This window comes from Niabella drilacis (assembly GCF_900101395.1).
In the GTDB taxonomy this organism is placed as follows: Bacteria; Bacteroidota; Bacteroidia; order Chitinophagales; family Chitinophagaceae; genus Niabella; species Niabella drilacis.
The window spans coordinates 203,316-226,369 of sequence record NZ_FMZO01000006.1 but is presented as its reverse complement, the minus strand read 5'-3'; the positions used below and the strand labels follow the sequence as shown (position 1 = coordinate 226,369).

General features: G+C 48.7%; 22 protein-coding genes. 11 read left to right on the top strand and 11 right to left on the bottom strand.

What is annotated here, in order from left to right; translation table 11 throughout:
* Nucleotides 1-12 precede the first annotated feature (12 nt).
* Nucleotides 13-786, top strand: coding sequence for a uroporphyrinogen-III C-methyltransferase (cobA, locus tag BLS44_RS12960; RefSeq protein WP_090390503.1), 774 nt, complete (start codon nucleotides 13-15; stop codon nucleotides 784-786).
* A 56-nt stretch (nucleotides 787-842) separates the two neighbouring features.
* A complete protein-coding gene (locus BLS44_RS12955; RefSeq protein ID WP_090390502.1) occupies nucleotides 843-1,154 on the top strand; it encodes an Rdx family protein in 312 nt (103 codons plus the stop codon).
* 59 nt (nucleotides 1,155-1,213) lie between these two features.
* On the opposite strand, the gene BLS44_RS12950 is transcribed toward BLS44_RS12955, so the two are convergent.
* The 7 genes from BLS44_RS12950 to BLS44_RS12920 all read right to left on the bottom strand — a co-directional run bounded on the left by BLS44_RS12950 (nucleotide 1,214) and on the right by BLS44_RS12920 (nucleotide 5,381).
* Entirely contained in the window at nucleotides 1,214-2,146 is a 933-nt protein-coding gene (locus tag BLS44_RS12950; RefSeq protein WP_090390501.1) for a sugar phosphate isomerase/epimerase family protein, read from the bottom strand.
* A gap of 78 nt (nucleotides 2,147-2,224) precedes the next feature.
* On the bottom strand, nucleotides 2,225-2,728 hold the full coding sequence (locus BLS44_RS12945) for a PH domain-containing protein (RefSeq protein WP_090390500.1): 504 nt from the start codon (nucleotides 2,726-2,728) through the stop codon (nucleotides 2,225-2,227).
* 71 nt (nucleotides 2,729-2,799) lie between these two features.
* Nucleotides 2,800-3,399 (bottom strand): YIP1 family protein, encoded by a 600-nt coding sequence (locus BLS44_RS12940; protein WP_090390499.1) that lies wholly within the window; start codon nucleotides 3,397-3,399, stop codon nucleotides 2,800-2,802.
* Nucleotides 3,399-3,665: a DUF2089 family protein gene (locus BLS44_RS12935; protein ID WP_090390498.1), complete on the bottom strand. Its 267-nt coding sequence runs from the start codon at nucleotides 3,663-3,665 to the stop codon at nucleotides 3,399-3,401. Before BLS44_RS12935 ends, BLS44_RS12940 begins: the two co-directional genes overlap by 1 nt.
* A 148-nt stretch (nucleotides 3,666-3,813) precedes the next feature.
* Nucleotides 3,814-4,593 (bottom strand): MBL fold metallo-hydrolase, encoded by a 780-nt coding sequence (locus BLS44_RS12930; protein ID WP_090390497.1) that lies wholly within the window; start codon nucleotides 4,591-4,593, stop codon nucleotides 3,814-3,816.
* 72 nt (nucleotides 4,594-4,665) lie between these two features.
* Entirely contained in the window at nucleotides 4,666-5,025 is a 360-nt protein-coding gene (locus BLS44_RS12925) for a four helix bundle protein (protein ID WP_090390496.1), read from the bottom strand.
* A 65-nt stretch (nucleotides 5,026-5,090) separates the two neighbouring features.
* Complete coding sequence (locus BLS44_RS12920) at nucleotides 5,091-5,381, bottom strand: hypothetical protein (protein WP_090390495.1); 291 nt, start codon at nucleotides 5,379-5,381, stop codon at nucleotides 5,091-5,093.
* Between the two features lie 123 nt (nucleotides 5,382-5,504).
* Here BLS44_RS12920 and BLS44_RS12915 point away from each other — a divergent pair, with 123 nt between their 5' ends.
* The 6 genes from BLS44_RS12915 (at nucleotide 5,505) to gyrB (ending at nucleotide 13,034) form a co-directional block, all read left to right on the top strand.
* Nucleotides 5,505-6,725 (top strand): HD domain-containing protein, encoded by a 1,221-nt coding sequence (locus BLS44_RS12915; protein WP_245729205.1) that lies wholly within the window; start codon nucleotides 5,505-5,507, stop codon nucleotides 6,723-6,725.
* A gap of 18 nt (nucleotides 6,726-6,743) precedes the next feature.
* A complete protein-coding gene (lpxD, locus tag BLS44_RS12910; protein ID WP_090390493.1) occupies nucleotides 6,744-7,778 on the top strand; it encodes a UDP-3-O-(3-hydroxymyristoyl)glucosamine N-acyltransferase in 1,035 nt (344 codons plus the stop codon).
* Nucleotides 7,779-7,876: 98 nt separating this feature from the next.
* A complete protein-coding gene (locus BLS44_RS12905; RefSeq protein WP_090390492.1) occupies nucleotides 7,877-9,280 on the top strand; it encodes a bifunctional UDP-3-O-[3-hydroxymyristoyl] N-acetylglucosamine deacetylase/3-hydroxyacyl-ACP dehydratase in 1,404 nt (467 codons plus the stop codon).
* A 400-nt stretch (nucleotides 9,281-9,680) separates the two neighbouring features.
* Nucleotides 9,681-10,091: a DoxX family protein gene (locus BLS44_RS12900; RefSeq protein ID WP_090390618.1), complete on the top strand. Its 411-nt coding sequence runs from the start codon at nucleotides 9,681-9,683 to the stop codon at nucleotides 10,089-10,091.
* A gap of 61 nt (nucleotides 10,092-10,152) precedes the next feature.
* Nucleotides 10,153-10,569 (top strand): SRPBCC family protein, encoded by a 417-nt coding sequence (locus BLS44_RS12895; protein WP_090390617.1) that lies wholly within the window; start codon nucleotides 10,153-10,155, stop codon nucleotides 10,567-10,569.
* 485 nt (nucleotides 10,570-11,054) lie between these two features.
* A complete protein-coding gene (gyrB, locus tag BLS44_RS12890) occupies nucleotides 11,055-13,034 on the top strand; it encodes a DNA topoisomerase (ATP-hydrolyzing) subunit B (protein ID WP_090390491.1) in 1,980 nt (659 codons plus the stop codon).
* A gap of 117 nt (nucleotides 13,035-13,151) precedes the next feature.
* On the opposite strand, the gene BLS44_RS12885 is transcribed toward gyrB, so the two are convergent.
* The 4 genes from BLS44_RS12885 to BLS44_RS12870 form a co-directional block, all read right to left on the bottom strand.
* A complete protein-coding gene (locus BLS44_RS12885) occupies nucleotides 13,152-15,767 on the bottom strand; it encodes a carboxypeptidase-like regulatory domain-containing protein (protein ID WP_090390490.1) in 2,616 nt (871 codons plus the stop codon).
* 15 nt (nucleotides 15,768-15,782) lie between these two features.
* On the bottom strand, nucleotides 15,783-16,724 hold the full coding sequence (locus tag BLS44_RS12880) for a GLPGLI family protein (RefSeq protein WP_090390489.1): 942 nt from the start codon (nucleotides 16,722-16,724) through the stop codon (nucleotides 15,783-15,785).
* Nucleotides 16,725-17,219: 495 nt separating this feature from the next.
* A complete protein-coding gene (locus BLS44_RS12875; RefSeq protein WP_090390488.1) occupies nucleotides 17,220-17,705 on the bottom strand; it encodes an LIC11966 family surface protein in 486 nt (161 codons plus the stop codon).
* 45 nt (nucleotides 17,706-17,750) lie between these two features.
* Nucleotides 17,751-18,905, bottom strand: coding sequence for a tetratricopeptide repeat protein (locus BLS44_RS12870; protein WP_090390487.1), 1,155 nt, complete (start codon nucleotides 18,903-18,905; stop codon nucleotides 17,751-17,753).
* Between the two features lie 139 nt (nucleotides 18,906-19,044).
* Here BLS44_RS12870 and BLS44_RS12865 point away from each other — a divergent pair, with 139 nt between their 5' ends.
* The 3 genes from BLS44_RS12865 (at nucleotide 19,045) to BLS44_RS12855 (ending at nucleotide 23,052) form a co-directional block, all read left to right on the top strand.
* Nucleotides 19,045-19,248, top strand: a complete 204-nt coding sequence (locus tag BLS44_RS12865; RefSeq protein ID WP_090390486.1) for a hypothetical protein — start codon at nucleotides 19,045-19,047, stop codon at nucleotides 19,246-19,248.
* A 364-nt stretch (nucleotides 19,249-19,612) separates the two neighbouring features.
* Nucleotides 19,613-21,529, top strand: coding sequence for a glycoside hydrolase family 88 protein (locus BLS44_RS12860; protein ID WP_090390485.1), 1,917 nt, complete (start codon nucleotides 19,613-19,615; stop codon nucleotides 21,527-21,529).
* Between the two features lie 8 nt (nucleotides 21,530-21,537).
* Nucleotides 21,538-23,052 (top strand): tagaturonate reductase, encoded by a 1,515-nt coding sequence (locus BLS44_RS12855; protein ID WP_090390484.1) that lies wholly within the window; start codon nucleotides 21,538-21,540, stop codon nucleotides 23,050-23,052.
* Nucleotides 23,053-23,054 lie beyond the last annotated feature (2 nt).

The window sequence follows — 23,054 nt, the reverse complement described above, 5'->3', positions numbered from 1 at the left end:
GTAATATAAAATATGGCTAAATTAATTCTTGTAGGAGCAGGACCCGGTGACCCCGAGCTGATCACGTTAAAAGCGATCCGGGCACTCCGGGAGGCGGATGTAATATTATATGATGCATTGGCAAACGAGGAACTGTTGGTGTATACCCAAAATGTGGCCATCAGGCAATTTGTGGGCAAACGTTTTGGGTGTCATGCATTGAGTCAGCAGGAGATCAATGATCTTATCATCACATACGGACGGCAGTATAAAAATATTGTACGGCTAAAGGGAGGGGATCCGTTTGTATTTGGCCGTGCACAGGAGGAGATCGATGCGGCTGTTGCAGCGGGAATGGAGGTGGAGGTGATCCCGGGCATTTCCAGTGCACTTGCGGTGCCGGCATCGGAGATGATCCCGTTAACCAGCCGTGGGATCAACGAGAGTTTTTGGGTGGTTACCGGCACTACCCGGTCCGGCGGTATATCAAAAGACCTTTACCTGGCCGCACAGTCTTCTGCTACGGTGGTGATCCTGATGGCCATGAGCAAACTGGAAGCTATCGTGGATCTTTTTATAGCAGCAGGTAAAAGCGAAACAGCCGCTGCCATTATACAGGACGGCACAAGATGGAACTCCAGGATGGTGACCGGCAAAGTGAAAGATATTGCCTGTCGTGCGCAGTACTCTGGATTGGGTAACCCGGCTGTGATCATAATCGGGGAAGTGGTAAACCTGAACCGGGACCTGGCCGGCCGGATAGCAGCGGCCAATCATACAGGTAACCTGGTACACCAGCGCGTTTAATGCAGGCTGATTTATGCCTGCGGAGCGGGCGTCTTTTATTTTTCTAACTTTATCGCATGAAACCGGAAGTAGTAATTGAGTATTGTCCAAAATGTAAATGGCTCTTACGCGCGGCGTATATAGCACAGGAGTTACTCACAACTTTTGAAGAAGAGCTGAAGGGAGTAAGCCTGCAACCCAGTGCGGTCAGTGGCCGTTTTCAGATCAGCCTGAACGGGGAATGTATTTTTGACCGGAAGCGGGATGGCGGTTTTTGTGAAATAAAGGAGTTAAAACAGAGGGTGCGGGATCGCGTGTGCCCGGGTAAGGACCTGGGGCATAGCGACCGCAAAGCGCAGGATGAAACGCATTTTAATACGGAGCTTTAAAGGATGAAATGTGCAAGGTACGTTGCCCGGGAAAAGCGTTTTTTTTTTGCAACGCGCGCTTAATGATGGATCTCTTTTTTGATGGCAGCAAGAAATTCAGGAACACTTTTGACCGGATCGTAAGGTTCGCCCTTGCTGTTGGTATTGTTGGGCCCCGATAATGTTTCGATGGGAATATATCCCCGGTAGCCCGATCTTTTTATAATACCGAGCACCCGCGGTATATCCGTTTTTACGGGGCTTTTTGCTCCAAAGGGACTTTCTTTAAACTGGAAATTAACAGCATAAGGCATTACTTTTTCAACATCGATATAGGGGTCCGGCGTTACAAAACTTCCGATATCCACTACCACACCCAACCACTCTGAATTGACGAGCTTCAGCAGGCGAATGGTTTCGTCCGCGGTTTTCAGGAAGTCTGCATGATTTTGTACGCCAATTAAAATGCCTTTTGTTTTTGCATAGGCCACACATTCCTTTATACAAGCTGCCATATAACCCGCAATGCTGTCCCATTTGTGCTCGTACCCCGGTGGTATATTCCCGGAGAAAATCCGTACAATGGGAGCGCCCAACTGCTGTGCCACATCGATCCAATCCTTCACCAGCTGAACATCGGCCGCGCGTTTTGAGGGATCCGGATGTGCAAAGTCATTTTTAACACCAGTACCACTGATATCCAATCCCAATAAAAAGGCTTTACGTTTGATCCGGTTAATAAATGCAGTCGGTGGTTTTTTGGGGTACCCGGGGAAATAATAACCGGTTATATCGATGGCATCAAAATGCTGCGCTGCTGTAAACTCCAGGAGCGCCTCCATACTCATCCCGGACGTGGTATCTTTAAGATGATCGTTGAGCATTTTTGAAAAAGAGTAGGCATTGAGGCTGGTTTTGACATAGGCATTTCCCGGCCGGTGTTGAACGGGTTGCGTCCATGAAACACCGGCAATAAAAAACAAGGCAAAACAGGATAAGAGGCTTTGCTTCATATGGATCGTTTTTTAATAAAGCGGGGTATACAATGCATTAACCAGGGTCATATAAGCGCATAAAACGGGGAACCTATTTTATGCGCGGCTGCTGAACATTTTAAAAGTATTGACAAATCCTTCGGGGTCATCGGGGCTGATCACAATTTTTTTATGCTGCTCCGTTTCTATAAGCACCGCCGTATCCTTCCGCGTCATAAACCATTTCATCGTACCCAGCTGCCTGTTGCTGAAATTGCCGTAGTACCCGAACATGCCTCCGCTTCCGAATATCCGCCAGGACCAGCGCAACAGTTTTGGATCAATGACCACCGCCGACCGCAGTGTCGTTAACAGGATGTGTTTGTTGCCAAATGGGCGGCAGATGACCAGCTCCTCGTTGCTGAGCTGGTATTTTTTCACAGAAAATCCATAGGGCATCAGTACCGCTAAAAAGCTGACAACCGCCATAAATGAAAGCGACAACCAGGTACCCGCTGCTTTCAGGCTGAACCACATGGAGGTAAGCACCGCCAGCATCAGCACTGCCACAAGCGTTGTAATGGTTTTGGTGGTTCTGTCGTATGATGCGCTGAAGTCCATAGTGCCTGTTTTGATGCTACAATTTAATATTTTAATCCGGCATTTTTTAATAGCGGGCTGGCTCCGATGTTTTAAAACGTTAACAGCAGCGGGTAAAGCAGCATCCGGTAAATGACCTCTGCAAGGATCAATGCTGCTGCAAAAAGCACATAGTGGATGGCTTTCCTGGCATGTACTGCGGTCCGGAATCCGTTTACCAGCAATACAACTGCGTAGACAAAAAATGCAAGCATCAGTAAACTTACCACGGTTGATATCCACAAAGTAGAACCGGGTAATGTTTCTATGCGGTTACCTTTAACCGCCTGCATGATTTGATCCATAGCGGCCTTTATAAATGGAAGCTGCAGGACGAGGATCCCCAGGGTTAATGGGATGCGATGGATCAGCGTGGCATTCAGGATGTCGATAACCCTTGTCCTGGGATTGATGGCCTTACCCAGGCCGGATAATAATATACCGACCAATAACGTACATACAACCGCTTCCGTTATTGCACCGGCCAGGGATACATTTGCCCTGGGCGATACATGATACACGCCGTCGTTGGTTTGTTTGGCCCACCAGAATAATAGTATGGAAAGCAGGAGGCCAATGATTCCGGCGATCGCTAAATCCCTCTCCGGGTAGCGTTCAAAGGGGTTGAAGACAATCTTCCAGTTTTTAGACATCAGGAGGTCATTTTTTTTATTTTTTCAATCATATCATCCATTTTATTGCGCATGGTCGGGTAGCTGATCCCGGCCTGCTTCGACATCTCTTTGATACTGCCGCTGGCCAGGAAAAAATCCATAATAAAGTCCTGCTCTTCCCGGCTCAGCTTCAGGTAAAAGGGCAATTCATAATTACCGCTTACCGCTGTAGCGCAAACCTCGCATTGAAGCTGGCTTACGTTTAATGCATGTTCGCAACTGGGACAATAAATTGGAAGTTTCATTTAATAAAGTTAAATATAATTTTAATAAAATTGATTTTTTATTTAAAAATGATAAATTGTTTGACCCGGACCGGGCTCGGAGTTGGCGAGCGGGGTCCAGTTTAAAAGCGGCGGCTTTTAGCGGGCCATTACAGGGGTAATAATAAAATTACAGGGTGATGGTCTGGCCATCGAATGCGAGGTTCCTGCCTGGCGGCAGGGTGGCTTCAATTTCCTGGTGCAGGCCCATCTGGTGTGAGATATGGGTAAAATAGACCTGTGGTATCTCCAGCTCATCTGCAAGCGCAATGGCTTCCTTTAGAGTGAAGTGGGAGATATGGGGCTCATGGCGCAGGGCGTTCAGCACCAGTATCGCTGATCCGCGTATTTTTTCTTTGGAGGCTTCATCGATCCGGTTGGCATCGGTGATATAGGTAAAGCTGCCAAACCGGAAACCCAGCACGGGCATGCGCATATGCCATACCGGGATGGGTTCGATCTTAAGGCCGCCGGTTTCAAAGACCGTTTGCTCATCAATATAATTCAGTTGGATGGAAGGTACGCCGGCAATACGGCGCTCGCTGAAAGCGTAGTCAAATTCCATTTTAACCCGGTCAAGGGTAGCCTCCGTAGCAAAAAGCTCCATGGGCTTTTGCTGAAAATAATTGAAGGCCCGCACTTCATCCAGACCCGCAATATGGTCTTTATGCGAGTGGGTGAGAAGGACGGCATCCAGCTTTTTTACTGAAGAGCGCAGCAGCTGGGTGCGGAAATCCGGCCCCGTGTCCACCACCAGGGTGGTTTCGGGTGTTGCTACCAGGATGCTCGATCGCAGCCGCTGGTCTTTTGGGTCTTTCGACCGGCAAACCACACAATCGCAGGCCACCATGGGCACGCCGGAGCTGGTTCCGGTGCCAAGAAAAGTGATATGAATGGGTGGATAAGACATGGTAAGTGCTGAATGCTAAAGGCTGAAGGCTAAACGCTGAATGCTGAACGCTTAATGCGCAACGCTTGTGCTTTATTGTTTGCGGATGGCTTTTATTAAGTTAATTAATTTAGCCTTTACTTCATCGATGATCAATCCCAGGCGTTGATATTTTTCGTTGCCGATATACTCCAGGTCATGCGCCAATAGGCCAGTATACTCCAATTCCTGCAAGGATCCGAATGAGTTATCCAGAAAATGTGCGAAATCTTTGTCAGTATTCCGGCCGCAGCCTTCTACAAAGTTCAGCGGAACAGAATAGGCAGCCCGTTTCATCTGTGACATCAGGTCGCGTTGCTCAGCTGCCGGAAAACAAATGAGTATTTCCCGGTATACAAACAATACCAGTTTGTGGGCTTTTTCCCAAACATCGTAATTCCTGTAATTTCTCATAATTGCGTATTTTAAGGTTAACAATTCAGAATAGCGTTCAGCATTCAGCGTTCAGCATTCAGCGTTTAGCCTTCACCCGCTTCCCCGCCCGGTGCTGCATTCTCCACAACCTCCGCATGCAATTTTTTGGCACTGTCATCCAGTAATGCAGGGTCAATATCCAGTTGCGGAATGATCTCCAGCAGAGCATTGATGCGGCCTTCTGTTTGCAAAAATTTATTCAGCACGACAACTTTCTTGTTATCCAGGATGCAGTACCCGCTTTGAAAGGTACCCCTTTCGTAGCGCAGCACGTAGCCGCACTGTTCTGGGATCGCCTCCAGTTTGTTCAGGGTATTTTGTGTGTACTTGATCATGTTTTTACTTCAATACCGGCAAAGATAACCTTCGTTCCGGGAATCTCGTTTCTCGTTTCCGGATTCTCGACTCCGGATTCTCGATTCCGGAACCTTTTCCTAACTTTGACGGCAATTAAAAAAATGGCAAACGTTCGCAAAATCATCAACGACCCGGTTTATGGGTTTATTACCATTGATCATCCGCTGCTACTGGCCATCATATCCCATCCGTTCTACCAGCGTTTACGAAGCATTCATCAAATGGCTTTTGCCCACCTGGTATATCCAGGTGCTGTTCATACACGTTTGCTGCATTCGCTGGGAGCGTATCACCTGATGTGCACGGCGCTTCAGGAGTTAAAGGGAAAGGGTGTAGCCATTACACCGGAGGAGGAGCTGGGTGCCAAAATTGCCATACTGCTGCACGATATCGGCCATGGCCCCTTTTCTCATGCCCTGGAGCACGAACTGATTCCCGGTGTGCACCATGAAAAGCTTTCATTAGCCATTATGCAGGAGCTCAACCTGCAGTTTAACGGTCAATTAGAAACGGCCCTGGCTATTTTTACAGGAACGCATCCCAAACGGTTCCTGCACCAGCTGGTTTCCGGTCAGCTGGATGTAGACCGGATGGACTACCTCAACCGGGATAGTTTTTTTACAGGTGTGGCGGAAGGTGTGATCGGCTACGACCGCATATTAAAAATGCTGGCAGTGCACCGGGATAACCTGGTAGTGGAGGAAAAAGCGATCTACTCCATCGAAAAATTCCTGTTGAGCCGCAGGCTGATGTACTGGCAGGTATACCTGCATAAAACGGTAGTAGCCGCAGAAAAGATGCTGGTGATGATCATCCGCAGGGCAAAGGAGCTGATCGCCGCCGGGATAAGGATAACCGCGGCTACAGAGGCACTCGAACATTTTTTACATCATGGTGCTGCCAATGAGGATAAGCACCAGTTGCTGCTGGATTTTTGCGGTATGGACGACCAGGATATGGCGGCTACTATTAAGAACTGGAGCCGGCACCCGGACAAAGTGCTTTCTTACCTGTGCCAGGCACTGGTAGAGCGCAGGATCATGCACATCCGCCTGCAGGCCCAGCCTTTTGAAGAGGCTTTCCTGTTGCAAACCCGGAAAGAAATGGCCGTGAAAATGAATATAAGTGAGGACGAAGCGGCCTATTTCGTTTTTTGGGGAGAGGCCAGCAATAGCTTATATAACCCTAAGAACGAGGCCATTACCATTCTTTATAAGGATGGCCGTTTAAAGGATATTTCGGAAGTTGACAATGCGCTCATTAACGTAAAAACAACGATGCCTGTTAAAAAATATTACATTTGTTCATTTAGGATTCATTAAAATCATTCGTTTTAGAGTATGACATTTACTGCTTCGCAGATTGCTGCAATGATCAATGGCCGTATTGAGGGAAACCCGGACGCAGCTGTTGGCAACTTTGGAAAAATAGAAGAAGCCCGGGAGGGGCAGCTGAGTTTTCTGGCGAACCCCAAATATGAAGAGTACCTGTACGAAACCAGGGCCAGCATCATTATAGTGAATGAGGCGCTGGAATTAAAAAAAACAGTGGCTGCTACCCTGATCCGTGTTAAAGATGCTTATTCTGCTTTTGCCACCCTTTTGGGAAAGTATCAGGAAATTGCACAGCAGCAGTTAAAAGGGATCCAGGAACCTGCTTATATTTCAAAAACAGCTCATTACGGTGCCGATATTTTTATCGGCGCTTTCGCGTACCTCGGCGAAAATGTGAAGGTAGGCGATCATACCAAGATCCATCCCCAGGCGTATATCGGCGATAATGTGTCTATCGGGGATCACACCATCGTTCATGCCGGCGTCAGGATCCTGCACAGTTGCGTCATCGGCAGTCATGTTACCATACATGCGGGAACGGTGATCGGCAGTGATGGTTTTGGATTTGCGCCGCAGGCGGATGGTACTTTTGCCAAAGTGCCACAGATCGGCAATGTGGTGATCGAGGATCATGTAGAAATCGGCGCCAACGCAACTATCGACCGTGCTACCATCGGCTCTACCATCATCCGGTCCGGAGCCAAACTGGATAACCTGATACAGATCGCACATAATGTGGAGATCGGGAACAGTACCGTGGTAGCAGCGCAGGCCGGTATCAGCGGTAGCACCAAAGTGGGTAAGGGCGTAATGATCGGTGGACAGGTGGGCATCGTGGGGCACCTGCATATCGGTGACGGGGCCCGGATCAATGCCCAAAGCGGGGTAAGCAAGAATATTGAGCCGGGCAAGGCCGTGACCGGATCGCCGGCTTATGACTATACATCGGCACTCCGAAGCCAGGCGCTGAACCGCAGGCTTCCGGATCTTGAAAAACGGATGAAGGAACTGGAAGACGAACTGACCCGCTTGAAGAAATAAGGATAACTACAACATTATTAATGCTTTATAGGATTACTACCGTTCATTATTGCGGCCCATTGATTTTATAAATATATTTGCGCCCACAAATTACTTACATGGATAATCAATTCAACCCCGACAAACAACATACACTGAAACAACCCGTTAGCATCAGCGGAACCGGTTTGCATACCGGTGTGCTGGCGGATGTTACACTGAAACCGGCAAATGCGGGTTTTGGTATTCAGTTTCAACGGGTTGATTTGCCAAACAAACCGGTCATCAAAGCCGATTGTGACCTGGTTACCGACACCAGCCGGGGTACCACGCTGGAGACCAACGGAGCCAAGGTAAGTACCGTGGAGCACCTGCTGGCTGCCCTCGTAGGAATGGGGATCGACAATGTGCTCATCGAGATCAACGGACCGGAAGTGCCCATCAAGGATGGTAGTGCAATGGCGTTTATCGAAATTATTGAAGAGGCCGGGATCGAAGAGCAGGATGCAGCAAAGCTCTGGTACTCCATCGATGAAAATCTGTACCTTACCGATGAGGAAAAGCGCGTGGAAATGGTGATCATGCCGGCGCGCGAATACCAGATCACGACCCTGATCGATTTTAATTCACCGGTACTGGGAACGCAGCATGCCGAACTGAAGACGATGCGGAACTTTAAAGAAAAGGTCTCCAGCTCCCGCACTTTTTGCTTTTTGCATGAGCTGGAAATGTTGCTTCAGCATAACCTGATCAAAGGCGGGGATGTAAACAACGCGATCGTGGTGGTGGATAAGCCCATCGGGGATGAGGAATTGGGCCGCCTGAAAAAGATATTCAATAAGGATGATATAGAAGTAAAAAGCGAGGGCTATTTGAATAACCTGGAACTGCGTTTCCCCAATGAACCCGCACGGCATAAATTGCTGGATATTGTGGGCGACCTGGCGCTGATCGGCTATCCTGTAAAGGGGCGGGTGATCGCCAACCGGCCGGGACACAGCTCCAATGTAGAGTTTGCCCGCCTCATCAAAAAACATATCAAGGCCAATAAGCACCTGAAAGGTGTGCCGCATTATGATGCGAGTGTACCCCCGGTATATGACCTCCAGTATATTGAAAAAACGCTGCCTCACCGTTTCCCCTTCCTGTTGGTGGATAAGATCATTGAGCTTACCGATGAGCGCATTGTAGGGGTTAAGAACGTGACCTTTAACGAATGGTTCTTCCAGGGGCATTTTCCTCAAAACCCGGTAATGCCTGGCGTATTGCAGATTGAGGCCCTGGCGCAATGTGGCGGGATCCTTGCCATCAATCTTGCCGGCGAGGGACAGTACGATACTTATTTCCTCAAAATAGACAACTGTAAATTTAAGCAGATGGTGCGCCCGGGCGATACCATGATCCTGAAAATGGAGCTTACGGCCCCCATCCGCCGGGGTATCTGCGAAATGCGCGGAACAGTATACGTGGGAGGCAAGGTGGCCACTGAGGCCGACCTGGTGGCACAGATCGTAAAGCGCTAAACGCCGGAGACCGTTGAGGTTTCTGGTTAATGCCGTTTACATGCCTGGAGGGCTTGTTTGGGTTTAGAGTTCAAAGTCATTGGTGTCCGGTTAAAAAATTATCCGGTTGTCTCAAACCCTTATCTATATTGAGTTTTAGCTCATTTTTAGCTTTTACGGCTCCTAAGCCTGAAACTCAGTTCCAGCAAGGGCTTTCGTATATTCCCTGGACGCCAATGGTTCAAAGTTCAACGTTGGATCTGGCTTCATGCTCGATATATTCCCACATTTTCACATTCTCAAATTCCCCTGTCGCAAACTGCCTTTTTAAATGTCGTTTTTACACAGCAGATCTCTTTAAACACGATGCTATGTTTGCATCGTGATTGCAACAGATCTTAAACAATTAAAAACGATAAAAATGAAAAAGACAAAGATCCTCTACTGGACATTTACCGGGCTGATCGTATTATTGGACGGTGTGATGCCTGCGCTTACTTCCCATACGGAGCTGGCTAAGCAAGGCATCAGCCACCTGGGCTATCCCGACTATTTCAGGGTATTGCTGACGGTGTTTAAAGTTACAGGCGCATTGCTGCTGGCATTGCCTTTTGTAAAAGGACGTATCAAAGAATGGGCCTATGCCGGTTTTACCTTTAACTTTATCAGTGCCGCCATTTCGCATACGGTGGTGGATGGTTTTGGCGGGCAGACATTGTTTCCTGTGATCATGTTGGGTCTGCTGGCTGCGTCTTACCATTACTATCATAAGCTGAGCAGGATGGCAACAGGGCAGGCTACCCGCGAAAAATTGCTGTACAGCGTTGGCTAAAGCCACCGTTTTTTGTACCGTTATAAATAGGTATCTTCAAAAAATCATAAAAAAAAGCATTATGGAAACAACAAAAGTTACAATAGCAGCAACGATCAATGCGCCGGTAGAAAAAGTATGGGAATGCTGGACCGGTCCGGAACATATAAAAAAATGGAACAGCGCATCGGATGACTGGCATACGCCCCGTGCTGAAAATGACCTGCGGGCAGGTGGCCGTTTTTCATCAAGGATGGAAGCGCGGGACGGTAGCATGGGATTCGATTTTGGAGGAGTGTATGATGAAGTGAAGCAGCATGAGCTGATCCGTTATACCATGGATGACGGACGGCAGGTGCAGGTCCTTTTTTCCGGAGATGGCAGCAGCACTGCTGTTACCGAAACATTTGATGCCGAAACAACAAACCCTGTTGAAATGCAGCAGGCCGGCTGGCAATCCATCCTGAACAATTTTAAACGCTATGCAGAGGCACAGTAAATTGCCGTTTTGCATGCGGGCTGCCTGTTTGCCTGGAACAGACATTATCTGAAAAGCTCCTTTTGTCCTGCTGTTTTTTATCGCTCACCCCGCAAGGGTTTTATTCAATGAACCGCCGGTTTAAAGTGCATGCTTTTCCGGGGCGGGGTAAAAAAGTTTTCAATTCTTTTTGAGCAATAAGCCCTGGGCAACATCACGGATCTGAGCGGGTTCCGATAATGGCGATAAACCAGACGCCCTCTCTTAAGGAAACACCATCGGGGCATTATTGACCATTCTTCATTCCTCCGCCGGTCACCGGTCCTTCAAACGGCTGCAGTCAAACGTCCACAGCGCCCAAAAGTTGCCTGAAATGCAACAGGGGCGCTGCTTTAAGTGCTTTTTGCAGTTATACACATTTGGGGCAAATAATGCCCTGGAAACGGGTATTTTTTCGTAAATTTGTAGACTACGGAAGGAACATATATTAAAAATTTCAATACTATATGAGTGAAGAACTAAAGGATGTTGAAGCCACGGCCTCCCCGGCATATGGAGCAGACAGTATACAGGTTTTAGAGGGGTTGGAAGCGGTGCGGAAACGTCCGGCCATGTATATCGGTGATATCGGTGTAAAAGGGCTGCACCACCTGGTTTACGAGGTGGTGGATAACTCCATAGATGAGGCGCTGGCAGGCTACTGTAAAAATATTGTTGTAACGATCCATGGAGACAATTCCATTTCTGTTGAGGATGACGGTCGCGGTATTCCCACGGGCATTAATCAAAAACAGGGGGTAAGCGCTTTGCAGGTGGCGATGACCATATTGCACGCAGGGGGTAAATTTGATAAGAATACTTATAAAGTATCCGGTGGTTTGCATGGGGTAGGGGTAAGTTGTGTGAATGCGCTGAGTACAAAAATGCACTCCATCGTACATCGCGAGGGAAAAATATTTGAGCAGGAGTACCATATTGGTGTGCCGGATTACCCGGTGCGGGAAATAGGTACTACAGATAAACATGGTACCATCCAGCATTTTTGGCCGGATACTACTATTTTCACCACAACCGAATACAAGCGCGATATACTGGAAGGCCGCCTGCGCGAACTGTCATTCCTGAATAAGAAGATCAGCATCACCCTTATCGACAAAAGGGAGAAGGATGAAGAAGGGAAGGATGTTACAAAAGTGTTTTACAGTGAGGGCGGTATTACGGAATTTGTGGAAATGCTGGATAAGAACGGGGGACGAACCCCGCTGATCCCGAAAGTGCTGTATGTGGAAGGACTTGATGAGAATACCCATGTGGCGGTGGAAGTGGCATTGACCTATAATGATTCGTTCAATGAGCATATTTTTTCCTACGTAAATAATATCAATACCATTGAGGGCGGTACGCATGTTACCGGGTTCCGCCAGGCGCTTACCCGTATTTTTAAGACCTACGGCGATAAAGAGGGCCTGTTTGAAAAAGCAAAAGTGACCATTGATGGAGATGATTTCAGGGAAGGATTAAGTGCCATCATTTCCGTAAAGGTTCCGGAGCCTCAGTTTGAAGGGCAAACGAAGACGAAGCTGGGAAACAGTGAGGTGAGCGGGGTGGTGCAGACCACTGTGGCGCGGGTATTACAGACCTACCTTGAAGAAAACCCCAAGGATGCGAAGAATATCATCAGCAAGGTAATACTGGCTGCACAGGCCCGCATTGCCGCACGCAAAGCCCGCGATCTTGTACAGCGGAAAACAGTGCTGAGCGGCGGCGGGCTGCCGGGTAAGCTGGCAGATTGCTCTGACCGGGACCCGGAACGTTGTGAGTTGTACCTGGTGGAAGGAGACTCCGCAGGTGGTACGGCCAAACAGGGCCGCGACCGGGGATTTCAGGCTATACTGCCCTTAAGAGGTAAGATCCTGAACGTGGAAAAAGCCATGGAGCATAAGATCTATGAAAACGAGGAGATCCGGAATATCTATACAGCGCTTGGCGTAACCGTGGGGACCCCGGAAGATCCTAAGGCGCTGAACCTGGTAAAGCTCCGGTATCACAAACTGATCATCATGACGGATGCCGATGTGGATGGAAGCCACATTGCTACATTGATCCTCACTTTTGTATACCGGTATATGAAAGAACTTGTGGAGCAGGGCTATGTATACCTGGCACAGCCACCGTTGTACCTCGTTAAAAAAGGAAAAGAGTCTGCTTACGCCTATAATGAAGATCAGCGGAAAGCATTGGTAGAACGCCTGGGTGCGGGCAGGGAAGACTCCGTAAACATCCAGCGGTATAAGGGGTTGGGAGAAATGAATGCCGAACAGCTGTGGGAAACCACCATGGATCCCGACCGCAGGACCCTGAAACAGGTAACGATCGAAAGCGCTGCGGAGGCGGATCGTGTTTTCAGTATGCTGATGGGTGATGAGGTAGCTCCGCGTCGCGAGTTTATAGAAAGCAATGCCAAATATGCAAAACTGGATATTTAAGGTATAGATAAAGTTATGAAAGAGGCGGTTGGAAGACCGCCTCTTTTTTGGGCCATCCATAACCGAAATACAGGATGCTGAAAAATGGCCGGCTCGTCTTTTGGAGAGGGGCGGAACTTAAAAGTCGAAAGCGGCCCATAAGCGGAGCATGCGCGGACGAAGGGCATAAGAGGCTGTATATACCACATTGTCGCTGATACGGAGGGTTTCAAAATAAGCCGTACCCGCGATATTGGTGCAGCTTAAGCGGAGCAGTAATTTTGTTTTATCAAAATTATATTGTGCGTAAACATCCATAAACAAACTGGAGGTGACCGGATTCCCCTTTTGTACAAAATGATAATATTGGTTGGTGAAATTAAAGCTCAGCCCTTTTGACGGGTAAATAGTAACGCCGGACTGTTGTTTCCATTGGCGGAGCTGTTGCAGCTGAAAGTTTGCCTGGCCGGACCAGGTGTGGTATTGCAGGTAGCTGGAAGACAGGTCCAGCTTAAGCCATTTTAAAACAGTGGGCGTAATTGAAATACCGGCGCTTTTTGTAAGAGAGCGTGTATCAAATAATTGCTCATTTTGCAATTGTTGCGACTTCGAGGTATTCAGGGCCCCGCTTAAAACAAGGGTAGTGTTCAACGAAAAAATATATTTTCCTACCCGTATGGAGGTACCCCCGGTTTCGCTGTTATTAATGATGGGGAGTGCCTTTACCACCGTCAGGTTATCCCGTATCAGCGTGCTGTACATAAAAAAGTTTTTTGTTGCAGCATATTGTACGTCGAAATCTGCAAACAGCAATTTGATCACTCTTTTATACCCGAACCCCGCACGAATGTTATGGTTGCGGCTCATGAGAAAAGGCGTTTCATAAGATGCAAAATTGCGGTAGCCGGAGATGATCGGGCCGCCATATACCTGTTGAATGCCGGCTGTTTTATAATCTAAGCGGTAATCAAGAAACAGGCTGTGCTCCCGGCCGACCCGGTATTCCCAGTTGACGGATGGCTCATGGGTGAAACGGCTTCCCCGGTCCTTATTGGCCGTCAGCGAGTCGTTGGTATACTGGTAGTGCTGCCATTTGGCCGGCGCACTTAGGGTCAGGTGGATCCTGTCTCCGTTATAGGTAAGCGAAGCCCCGGCAAAGAGTTCGTTTTTTTTCCAGTAAAGCGCGTTGCCAAACCCGGGTGGAACCGTATGCGAGCTGTCGTTTTGCAATAGTGCAACGCGGGAATCCAATTGGTGTTGCTGAAGGTTAATACCGGCATTGAAACCCAGTGTCCAGTTGGCCAATACCTTGTTATAGCCCAATACCGTTCCGTTATTAAAATACTGTAACCGGCGGTACTGAAGGGTTTGCAGGTATGAAAGGCGGTTGTTGAGCAGGTCTGGCAATGCCCCGGGCTCAAACTGAGCCTGCTGTGGATTTTCGGTATAGTTAAATGCATTGCGATAGCTCAGCAGGTGTTTTTTGCGGATCATAAGATAGCCGCTGATCGCATGGCTGAAATCCGTAGTGGTATACTGGCTGGCTTCTGCAATCCTGTTTGGGGTGCGGGTGATCATGTTGCCCGTATTCCGGCTGTGGTTTAAGGCACCGGTGGTGTTGAAGTACGCTTTCGGGCTGTTTACGGTGTAATTCAAATCCAGGTAAAGCGCGCCGGTTTCAAGCTGGTTCTGATTTTGCTCGGTATAGGCAACGCTGTCCCGGCCCGGCAAATAATAGCGGGTCCGGAACATATTGCTGGTTTGCTGATGGTCCTTTATATAAAACCCGTTTAGTTTGATGCCGGTATGAGGGTTTAGTTTATAGAGGTTATTGATGTTCACCATCTTACTGTTATTGAAAAGCGCTCTTGCCGCATCAATCGCTCCGGGTGTCTGTAACCCGGAGATCCCGGACTCTCTTGTATACGTAACGCCTATGTCATTAAGCTTTATTTCATTGATGGCTTTAAATTTTGGCTTAAATGCCATACTCTTACCCTCTGCAGCATAGGCTTTGGGCAGGGCGCCCGTTAGCTCAGCATTATTGATCAGTTTGAGTTTGCTCCGGTTCTTCAGGATGATGTTCACCCCGGCCCTGTCTGAAGGCACAATGCCATTGAGCATTTTAACGTCCTGGTTGTGCTCAATGATCTGCACTTTGTCCACATCAGCCACATTGATATTATCTGTTGCGATGGTATAGCGGTCATCCAGCAGGTTATCTCCCTCGATGTAAAATTTATTGATCATTTTCCCTTTGTATTTGATCACACCGCTCTCATCCATTTCCACCCCCGGAAGTTTCTTGATAATATCGCCCAGCCTGCGATCGGATTTTTCGGTAAAATGGGCAGCATCATAGCTGAGTGTATCTCCTTTTTGAACGAGGGCTGCCTGATTGCTCACCGTTACATTGGGGAGCAGGCTGGCTTCCGCTGGCTGCATCGTAAAATCGATGACCGCAGTATGCGGACCTGTATGCTGCTGGTTCTTCAGAAAGCCCGCGGCAGTAACCTTCACTGCAAGCGAATCTTTTAAATACTCCGGTAATAGCTGGAGGATATACGTACCCGAAGCGTTAGCGGTTGTGAATAATAACCCGGCCTGATCTTTTAGCCGGATCAGCGTTACGGTGGCGCCGGGTACCGCGTTACCCAGGGTATCCCTGACAGTGCCCGATAATTCTCTGGCTGTTTGCCCGGATGCGGCAAAGGCCGGGATCCAGTACAGCAGGAGCAGCAGGACCCTGTTCATACAACGGCGGACCATTTATAAGGAATCGGTTACGAGGTCAATCGGGTTGTTGGCCTTAATGCCTTTCGGCTCTGTTGAGGTCTTCTTTACATTTATGCTTTTGATCTTGGAGACGTCGAAACTGCCGGTAATGCCGGTGGCCCGGCCGGTGGTGGCCCGGCTGCTGCGGGCATCTATAAAACCCTGGGGGTTCCGTTTAAAGGCCTCTTCGGCCCGGGCAAAAGCCGCATTGGTGGTCATTTCTGCATCGGCGGGCAGCCCGATCGGTGTCCGTCCTGTAGTAAGGTTCTCAACACGGTTCAGGCGATAGACCACTTCCATCCGGTCATCATATGCTTCCAGGATAAGACCGGGCAGCCCGTTTAATCTCCGCGGACCAAAACGGTAGGGAAGATCGGTACAGAACCAGGCCGTATAGTGCCGGCCATAGCTGCTGCCTGTCGCTTTCTGGCATACATAGCCCTGGATGGTTTTGGTTGAGTCGATGATCTTCCAGTTGGTGGGCGTGCCGGCATCGGGAATGATAAAAGAAGCACCCACCAGCATCTTGATAGCGTAAACCCGGGATTGCGGATGCCTCTCGGTATAGAACTTATCAGTTGATGTTGCGGCACTTCCGGTAAGTGTTATTTCTACATGATCGGGATCGGGCGCATTTTTAAAAGCCATTGCCATCTGGTTTTTCATAAGCGTATCATTTTGTTTGGCGGTATAACTCGTAAAGTAACTGCTGGTTTTTGCATAATCCAGTTCGAATGTTTCGGTATAAATATAATCACGACGGCTGGTGTCTTTCACATAGTTAAAGTCGTACAGCACGCTGCCCATAACAGGCTGTGGGTTTTTAACCGTGTGTGCGGTGTTCGTGCGCAGCGTTATCTGTGCCGTAGCGGATGTGTGAACCCCGATCAGCAAAAGAATATAAATGCAGGGATGAAGATGTATGTTCCGGGTCATAATGTATTAATTTTTCGCAATTATACGAATATATCGTAGATTTACGTAATTGTAATAGTTTTTTTACCGGCTTTTTGTTGTCCGGAAGATCTGCTGCTTTTATCAGGCCTGGGGTATCCCTAAGAAAATATTTCTGGTGCGAAGGGCGGCGGCAGCTACAGGGGGGCATGGCAGGATTTCATAAGGCGCCTGTGCCCAGGCGGAAAGATTGCTAAGGCGTTGTTTCATAAGCGGCCCCGGAGCAGCATCTTCAGCCCGGAGCAGACGGCCTGCTCCTGCCTTTCCCGGACGGCCTTTTTCGTAAGCGTTCCGGGCTGGCTGGTTTCCGCTGCGTATTCCCGGCAGGTATCCATCACTGGTTACCGCAGTTCCTGCCGTTTTGCAAAATAATGATAAGGATCCGGTTATGCAGTCCTGCAGTTGCCGGTTATTACCAGGGCAATAATAATGGTATCCGTAAACGCCCGGCGCATTGCGGGTGATAGGCGTTTAGCCTTACTGCTGCAATAACCGGATATTATGCTTCTTGGCAAATTGCTGCTGCGCATCCAGGAATTTCCTGTCAAGCGCCACACCTTCCTGTTGGATGGCCTTTACGGCCTCGGCTATTTTTTGACCGGCTTCCGGATCCTGGCCAAACTTTAAAGAAAGGATCTTATGATAGTCTCCCGAGTAGGTCCTTTTCATAAAGGCAAATGCTTTGGAAAGCGCTGCTTTCATGCCAAAATCGTCGCCGTTGAATTGGAGTGCATCCAGCTTCTTTTGCTCTGCTTCGATAGCCTGCAGCGCTGCTGTTAATGCTGCACCCGAGCTGCTGCTGTCGGCAGCTGCAGCAATTTGCTGCTCTGTCTGGTTTATTTTGGCGGCCAGCTCTTTTTGAACCATTACCAGGTTGTTGTTATATTCAACTGCCTGTTTCTGGTTGGTGTTGCAGGACGCGAACAGGGTCATACTCAGGAGGATCAGGGCTATTTTTCTCATAGATAAAAATTTTTACTAAAGATAGCCGCTTTTGCAGGGATCCCGTTATTTTTTTTGAGGGTTCAGGAATGCTTTAATGTACCGGGTGATGTTTTCTTCGTCATTGGTTTTGGGTACCGGCCGGGCGCGTAGGAACCGCCTGTAGTAGTCGGTGGCCCTTGCCCTGTTTTGCAACTGGTTGTCCAATACCCGGCCAGCCTGGAACAGGTCGATCGGCTCTTTAAAAATATAATACGAAGTGTCATATAGGGCAACGGCCTGGTTATAATTTTTAACTGCCAGGGCATTATCTGCCTTTGCCCGGAAGTAGGTGGCGGCCATATCCTGGATATTGAACGCGATGCATTCCGAGAGCAGTGAGTCGCTGATGACGTAATTCTTTTTCATAGAGTAGGCAAGGGCGGCCCCATAGGCGGCGGCTTCACCCGAGATACCCTGCAGCTCCATCCAGTTGTAAAGGCCCAGTACGCTGTCCGGCTGCTTAAGGTTCAGGTAGCTGAAAAGAAGATTGATGTAAACCGAGGGACGATGATCCGGCGACGGATCATGACTGCGCAGCCGCTCGCCCCAGGCTATAACCTCGGTATAGCGTCCGGCACTAAAACAAAGATTGATCTTCTTGCCCATGACCGGCAGGTAGCTGGTATCCTGTTGCAAAAAACGGTCAACAATGGCTTCTGCTTCCTTTTTCCGTTTTGCATTGTCCAGGTAGTTGGCATAGTCATAAACCACTTTGCCTGACTGTGGTTTTAGGGCATAGCTTTTCTGAATATAGGCGATCGCCGAATCGGGCTGTTTGAGCCTCGACCACATAATGGCCGCAGCGTGCCAGTATTTGTATTGCTCCGGAAGTAAGCGGATAAGATTTTGATAATAGGACAGTGCACTGTGCTCATCGCCTTTTATATTGGAAAGTTGCGCCAGGTAAACCTGGGGCGCCGGCAATTGCGGGTTCTTTTGGTAGAGTTTTGCGAATGCGGCTTCTGCTTCGGTAAACTGGTCGTTCAGGTAGTAAACATAACCCAGGTCAAACAGGTATTGCTCGTTTTCAGGGGCCGGTGCGGTATTGAGATAGCGCAATGCCTGCTCATAATCCTGGTTTTTGCAAAATGTTAGCACTTGCAGCGGATCATACCCTCCCTGCGCACAAAGGAGCATTGTGTTTAGGCTTAGTAATGTGATAATGAGCTTTTTAAACATAATCCTGGTTTGTTATAAAGAATATTTCTGTAAATATAACTAATATATTAGTTATAAAAGCGGCATCCGGCAACATATTTAGGAGCCTGTTTAGATAAAAACCCTTAATTTCAGGCTTTCAAATCAAAAATTATTCATTATGGCAGATGCAACTCTTACCGCTTACAATGTGAAAACAAAAGAAAAGAATGTACCGATCCAGGATGCTGTAATCTCCCGTACAGCAAAAGGCGGCTATATTGCAAAAGGACATGACGGAAAAGGCAACAAATTAACGTCTCTTTTAGGAGAGGAGAAGGCATTGGCCGCTATTAAAGCAGGTGTGGCCAAGCAAGACTGGTAGACTTTTACATAATTCTGTATACAACGGAGGCGGATCCCCAAACGGGTTTCGCCTCCGTTCTTTTATGGACCTTGATAACGATGGCGTAAGGAATATTGCTTTACATAAAGAGAGCGGGCGAGCCGGCCGGCTGTGCTCCCTGCTGCTTTTGATGGCGGCAGCGTATCGTATTTGGCGGGCCGGCAGATGCCGGTTTTACTGACCGGGGCGGCTTGGGCCGGTTACCTGGTTTACCGGGGGCCACCGTTATGATGCATTGATAACGTTTGCGTAAATAAAAACTCAGAATCGCTTTTACGCAGCCTGAATTAGACTTAACTTGGCGCTCCTGCGAGGCCATATTCAATATAAACAGGATTGCCGGATGATAAAGAACAGCTTATTTTTTGTTTTGGTGCTGATCAGCCTTCAGCTGAATGCCCAGGTCCAGCCTTACTCGCAAAGGATGGCGCTGACGGCTATGCATCTCTGGCCGGATTCCTTTTCCGCAGTGCCCGGTAAACCGGCCCGGTGGAGCTATGAGCAGGGGGTGATCTTAAAGGGAATAGAAGGTATATGGCTGGCCACCGGTGATCCGCAATGGTTTCGTTACATACAGCATTGTATGGATTATTGGGTAGGCGACGATGGACGTATTAAGGATTATGATCCCGGCAGCTATAACATAGATCATTTAAACAATGGTAAACTGCTATTGACGCTTTTTCGGGTAACCGGGAAAGAGAAATATAAAAAAGCGGCACTAAGATTAAGGGAACAATTACGCACCCACCCTCGCACTCAGAAGGGTGGGTTTTGGCATAAAAAAGTGTATCCTTACCAAATGTGGCTCGATGGCCTGTACATGGGACAGCCTTTTTATGCGGAGTACGCGCAGGTGTTTGGAGAGGACACTATTTTTAATGATGTGACCCGGCAGTTTATGCTGATGGAAAAAAAAGCCCGTGATCCTGCAACCGGGTTGCTCTATCATGGGTATGATGAAGCGCGGCAGGAGCGATGGGCTCATAAACGGACCGGGGTTTCTCCGCATTTCTGGGCGCGTGCATTGGGTTGGTACGGAATGGCACTCGTAGATGCGCTGGACTATTTTCCGGATCAGCATCCCGGCAAAAAGGAACTGATCGCGATCCTGAACCGGCTGGCGGCGGCCGTCGTAAAAGTACAGGATGCGGCAACGGGTATGTGGTACGATATTGCAGACCTTCCGCAACGGAAGCCGAACTATACTGAGTCTTCCGCCACGGCCATGCTGGCCTATACGCTGGCCAAAGGCGCCCGCAGGGGGTATATAGCCCGCGCATACCAGGCAAATGCAAAAAAAGCGTTTGACGGCCTGGTGCGCAATAAGCTCACACAAAGCAATGGTTTTACCAACCTGGAGGGCACCGTTTCTGTATCGGGTCTGGGAGGTAAACCTTACCGGGATGGGAGTTTTGGCTATTATATGCAGGAAAAAGTGGTGCAGAATGATCCCAAAGGAATGGGCGCATTCATATTGGCAGCGAACGAGATCGAAATGATACCCAACCTGGCCCCGGGCGCCGGAAAAACGGTATTGCTGGATAATTACTTTAACAACGAGTGGAAAAAAGGGGCCGGCGGGCAGGAAGAGCGCTGGCATTATACCTGGAACGATCGCTCAAACGGTGGGTATTCCTTCCTGGGCGGCCTGTTTGAGCAGCAGGGTGCGCGTCTGCAATCCCTTCCGGAAGCACCGGCCGCCGGTAATTTAAAAAATGCGGCGGTTTATATCATTGTGGATCCGGATACAGACAAAGAGACGCCGCATCCCCACTATATGAATGAACAAGATGCCACACAGGTTGCGGACTGGGTAAAAAAAGGGGGGGTACTGGCGCTGCTGGCAAACGATGCGGGGAACTGCGATCTTGAGCACCTGAATATCCTTGCCGGGCGCTTTGGCATCCGGTTTAACAAGGATAATTTGCTCATGGTAAAGAACAATGATTACGCGACGGGAAGGGTTGGCATACCACGGGGTAATATAATTTTTAAAAATGCCAAAAATGTTTATCTAAAAGAAATAAGTTCTTTGAATCTTTACAAAAATGTCCTTCCGGTGTTAAAATCAAACGATGTAGCAGTTATGGGCGTTGCCCGGTATGGGAAAGGTGCTATTTTCGCTTTGGGCGACCCCTGGATCTACAACGAATATCTGGATGGCAGAAAACTACCGCTGCAATATGAGAATGTACAGGCGGCAAAGGACTGGGTCAACTGGCTATTAAGAACGGCAAAAACGAATCAGAAAAAATAAGAACAGCAATGCAATTATCCAAGGCGATATTAACATCCGTTAAAAAAGATCCGGCAGTATCGGTTCCCGGAGAGATCCAGCTCGGGCTGCCTGAAAAAGTATTACAGTTTGGCACCGGGGTACTATTGAGAGGGCTGCCCGATTATTTTATTGATAAGGCGAATAAGCAAAATACCTTTAATGGCCGGGTAGTGGTAGTAAAGTCCACAGATACCGGCGGTGCCGACGCCTTTGATACGCAGGACGGTTTGTATACCATCTGTGTACGGGGTATTGAAGACGGCAAACAGGTGAACGAATATATTGTTAACAGTTCCATCAGCAGGGTACTGTCGGCCAAAGGCCAGTGGGAACAGATCCTGGAAGTAGCCCGGAGCCCTGAACTGGAAGTGGTGATCTCCAATACCACAGAGATGGGGATCGTAATGAGCAACGACCGGGTTACCGATACGCCACCCGCATCCTTCCCGGGTAAGCTGCTTGCTGTATTGTACGAACGGTTTAAGGCATTTGGCGGAACAGCGGCAAGCGGCCTGGTCATTATTCCTACGGAGCTCATCATCGACAATGGCCGGCAGCTGAAAGAGATCATCACCCGCCTTGCGGAACAAAATGAACTGGATGCGGCGTTTATCAGCTGGATCAGTGAGGCCAATCATTTTTGCAGTTCCCTCGTTGACCGGATTGTGCCAGGCAGGCTGGCAGGGGAAGACCTGGAGCAAACCCGGGAATGGCTGGGCTACCGGGATGACCTGATGATCATGAGTGAGGTATTCCGGCTTTGGGCTATTGAAGCGGCTGATCCCAAAGTACAGCAGGTGCTGTCCTTTGCACAGGTTGACCCCGGTGTGGTGATCGCCCCGGATATTGAACGTTTCAGGGAGCTGAAACTCCGGTTACTCAACGGTACGCATACGCTTTCCTGCGGGCTGGCCTGCTTAGCCGGTTTTGAAACCGTAAAGGAAGCGATGGCCGACCCGGTCTTTGAGGCCTTTGTTGCCCGGCTCTCCAAAGACGAGCTGGCTACGGTGGTTGTAAGCAGCCAGATATCCTACGAGGAGGCCTGCAAATTTGCAGACTCGGTGATCGAGCGGTTTAAGAATCCCTTTTTAGATCACAAATGGCTCAGCATCAGCTTTGCCTATACCTCAAAAATGCTAATGAGAGATGTACCGCTGATCAAAGGCTTTTACGGAAACGAAAGCAAAGGCCCGGCTGCTATTGCCCTGGGGTTTGCGGCCTACCTGCTTTTTATGAAGAGCAGGAAGGAGGGTGCGCAATATGTGGGTACGGCTAACGGCAAAACCTACGTCCTCAATGACGATAAGGCCGGCATTCTTGCCCGGAAATGGGAAGCGTATCCTGCCACAGACAAACTGGTGGATGCGGTGCTGGCCGATAGCAGCCTGTGGAATGAAGATCTTACCCTGATCCCCGGCTTTGCGGCGGAGGTAAAACAACAATTGCAATTTTTAACAGAAAGCGGTGCACAAGCCGCTTTACAAAATATAATAAAGGAGTAAAA

Bases quoted from the DNA above. Each gene is read 5' to 3' on its own strand.
- BLS44_RS12865 (WP_090390486.1), top strand. From the start codon at position 19,045: ATGGCAGATGCAACTCTTACCGCTTACAATGTGAAAACAAAAGAAAAG.
- BLS44_RS12875 (WP_090390488.1), bottom strand. From the start codon at position 17,705: ATGAGAAAAATAGCCCTGATCCTCCTGAGTATGACCCTGTTCGCGTCC.
- BLS44_RS12925 (WP_090390496.1), bottom strand. From the start codon at position 5,025: ATGAGAAATTACAGGAATTACGATGTTTGGGAAAAAGCCCACAAACTG.
- BLS44_RS12885 (WP_090390490.1), bottom strand. From the start codon at position 15,767: ATGAACAGGGTCCTGCTGCTCCTGCTGTACTGGATCCCGGCCTTTGCC.
- lpxD (WP_090390493.1), top strand. From the start codon at position 6,744: ATGACATTTACTGCTTCGCAGATTGCTGCAATGATCAATGGCCGTATT.
- BLS44_RS12935 (WP_090390498.1), bottom strand. From the start codon at position 3,665: ATGAAACTTCCAATTTATTGTCCCAGTTGCGAACATGCATTAAACGTA.
- BLS44_RS12855 (WP_090390484.1), top strand. From the start codon at position 21,538: ATGCAATTATCCAAGGCGATATTAACATCCGTTAAAAAAGATCCGGCA.
- gyrB (WP_090390491.1), top strand. From the start codon at position 11,055: ATGAGTGAAGAACTAAAGGATGTTGAAGCCACGGCCTCCCCGGCATAT.
- BLS44_RS12930 (WP_090390497.1), bottom strand. From the start codon at position 4,593: ATGTCTTATCCACCCATTCATATCACTTTTCTTGGCACCGGAACCAGC.
- BLS44_RS12940 (WP_090390499.1), bottom strand. From the start codon at position 3,399: ATGTCTAAAAACTGGAAGATTGTCTTCAACCCCTTTGAACGCTACCCG.
- BLS44_RS12900 (WP_090390618.1), top strand. From the start codon at position 9,681: ATGAAAAAGACAAAGATCCTCTACTGGACATTTACCGGGCTGATCGTA.
- BLS44_RS12860 (WP_090390485.1), top strand. From the start codon at position 19,613: ATGATAAAGAACAGCTTATTTTTTGTTTTGGTGCTGATCAGCCTTCAG.
- BLS44_RS12870 (WP_090390487.1), bottom strand. From the start codon at position 18,905: ATGTTTAAAAAGCTCATTATCACATTACTAAGCCTAAACACAATGCTC.
- BLS44_RS12950 (WP_090390501.1), bottom strand. From the start codon at position 2,146: ATGAAGCAAAGCCTCTTATCCTGTTTTGCCTTGTTTTTTATTGCCGGT.
- BLS44_RS12945 (WP_090390500.1), bottom strand. From the start codon at position 2,728: ATGGACTTCAGCGCATCATACGACAGAACCACCAAAACCATTACAACG.
- BLS44_RS12955 (WP_090390502.1), top strand. From the start codon at position 843: ATGAAACCGGAAGTAGTAATTGAGTATTGTCCAAAATGTAAATGGCTC.
- BLS44_RS12905 (WP_090390492.1), top strand. From the start codon at position 7,877: ATGGATAATCAATTCAACCCCGACAAACAACATACACTGAAACAACCC.
- BLS44_RS12895 (WP_090390617.1), top strand. From the start codon at position 10,153: ATGGAAACAACAAAAGTTACAATAGCAGCAACGATCAATGCGCCGGTA.
- BLS44_RS12920 (WP_090390495.1), bottom strand. From the start codon at position 5,381: ATGATCAAGTACACACAAAATACCCTGAACAAACTGGAGGCGATCCCA.
- BLS44_RS12880 (WP_090390489.1), bottom strand. From the start codon at position 16,724: ATGACCCGGAACATACATCTTCATCCCTGCATTTATATTCTTTTGCTG.
- BLS44_RS12915 (WP_245729205.1), top strand. From the start codon at position 5,505: ATGGCAAACGTTCGCAAAATCATCAACGACCCGGTTTATGGGTTTATT.
- cobA (WP_090390503.1), top strand. From the start codon at position 13: ATGGCTAAATTAATTCTTGTAGGAGCAGGACCCGGTGACCCCGAGCTG.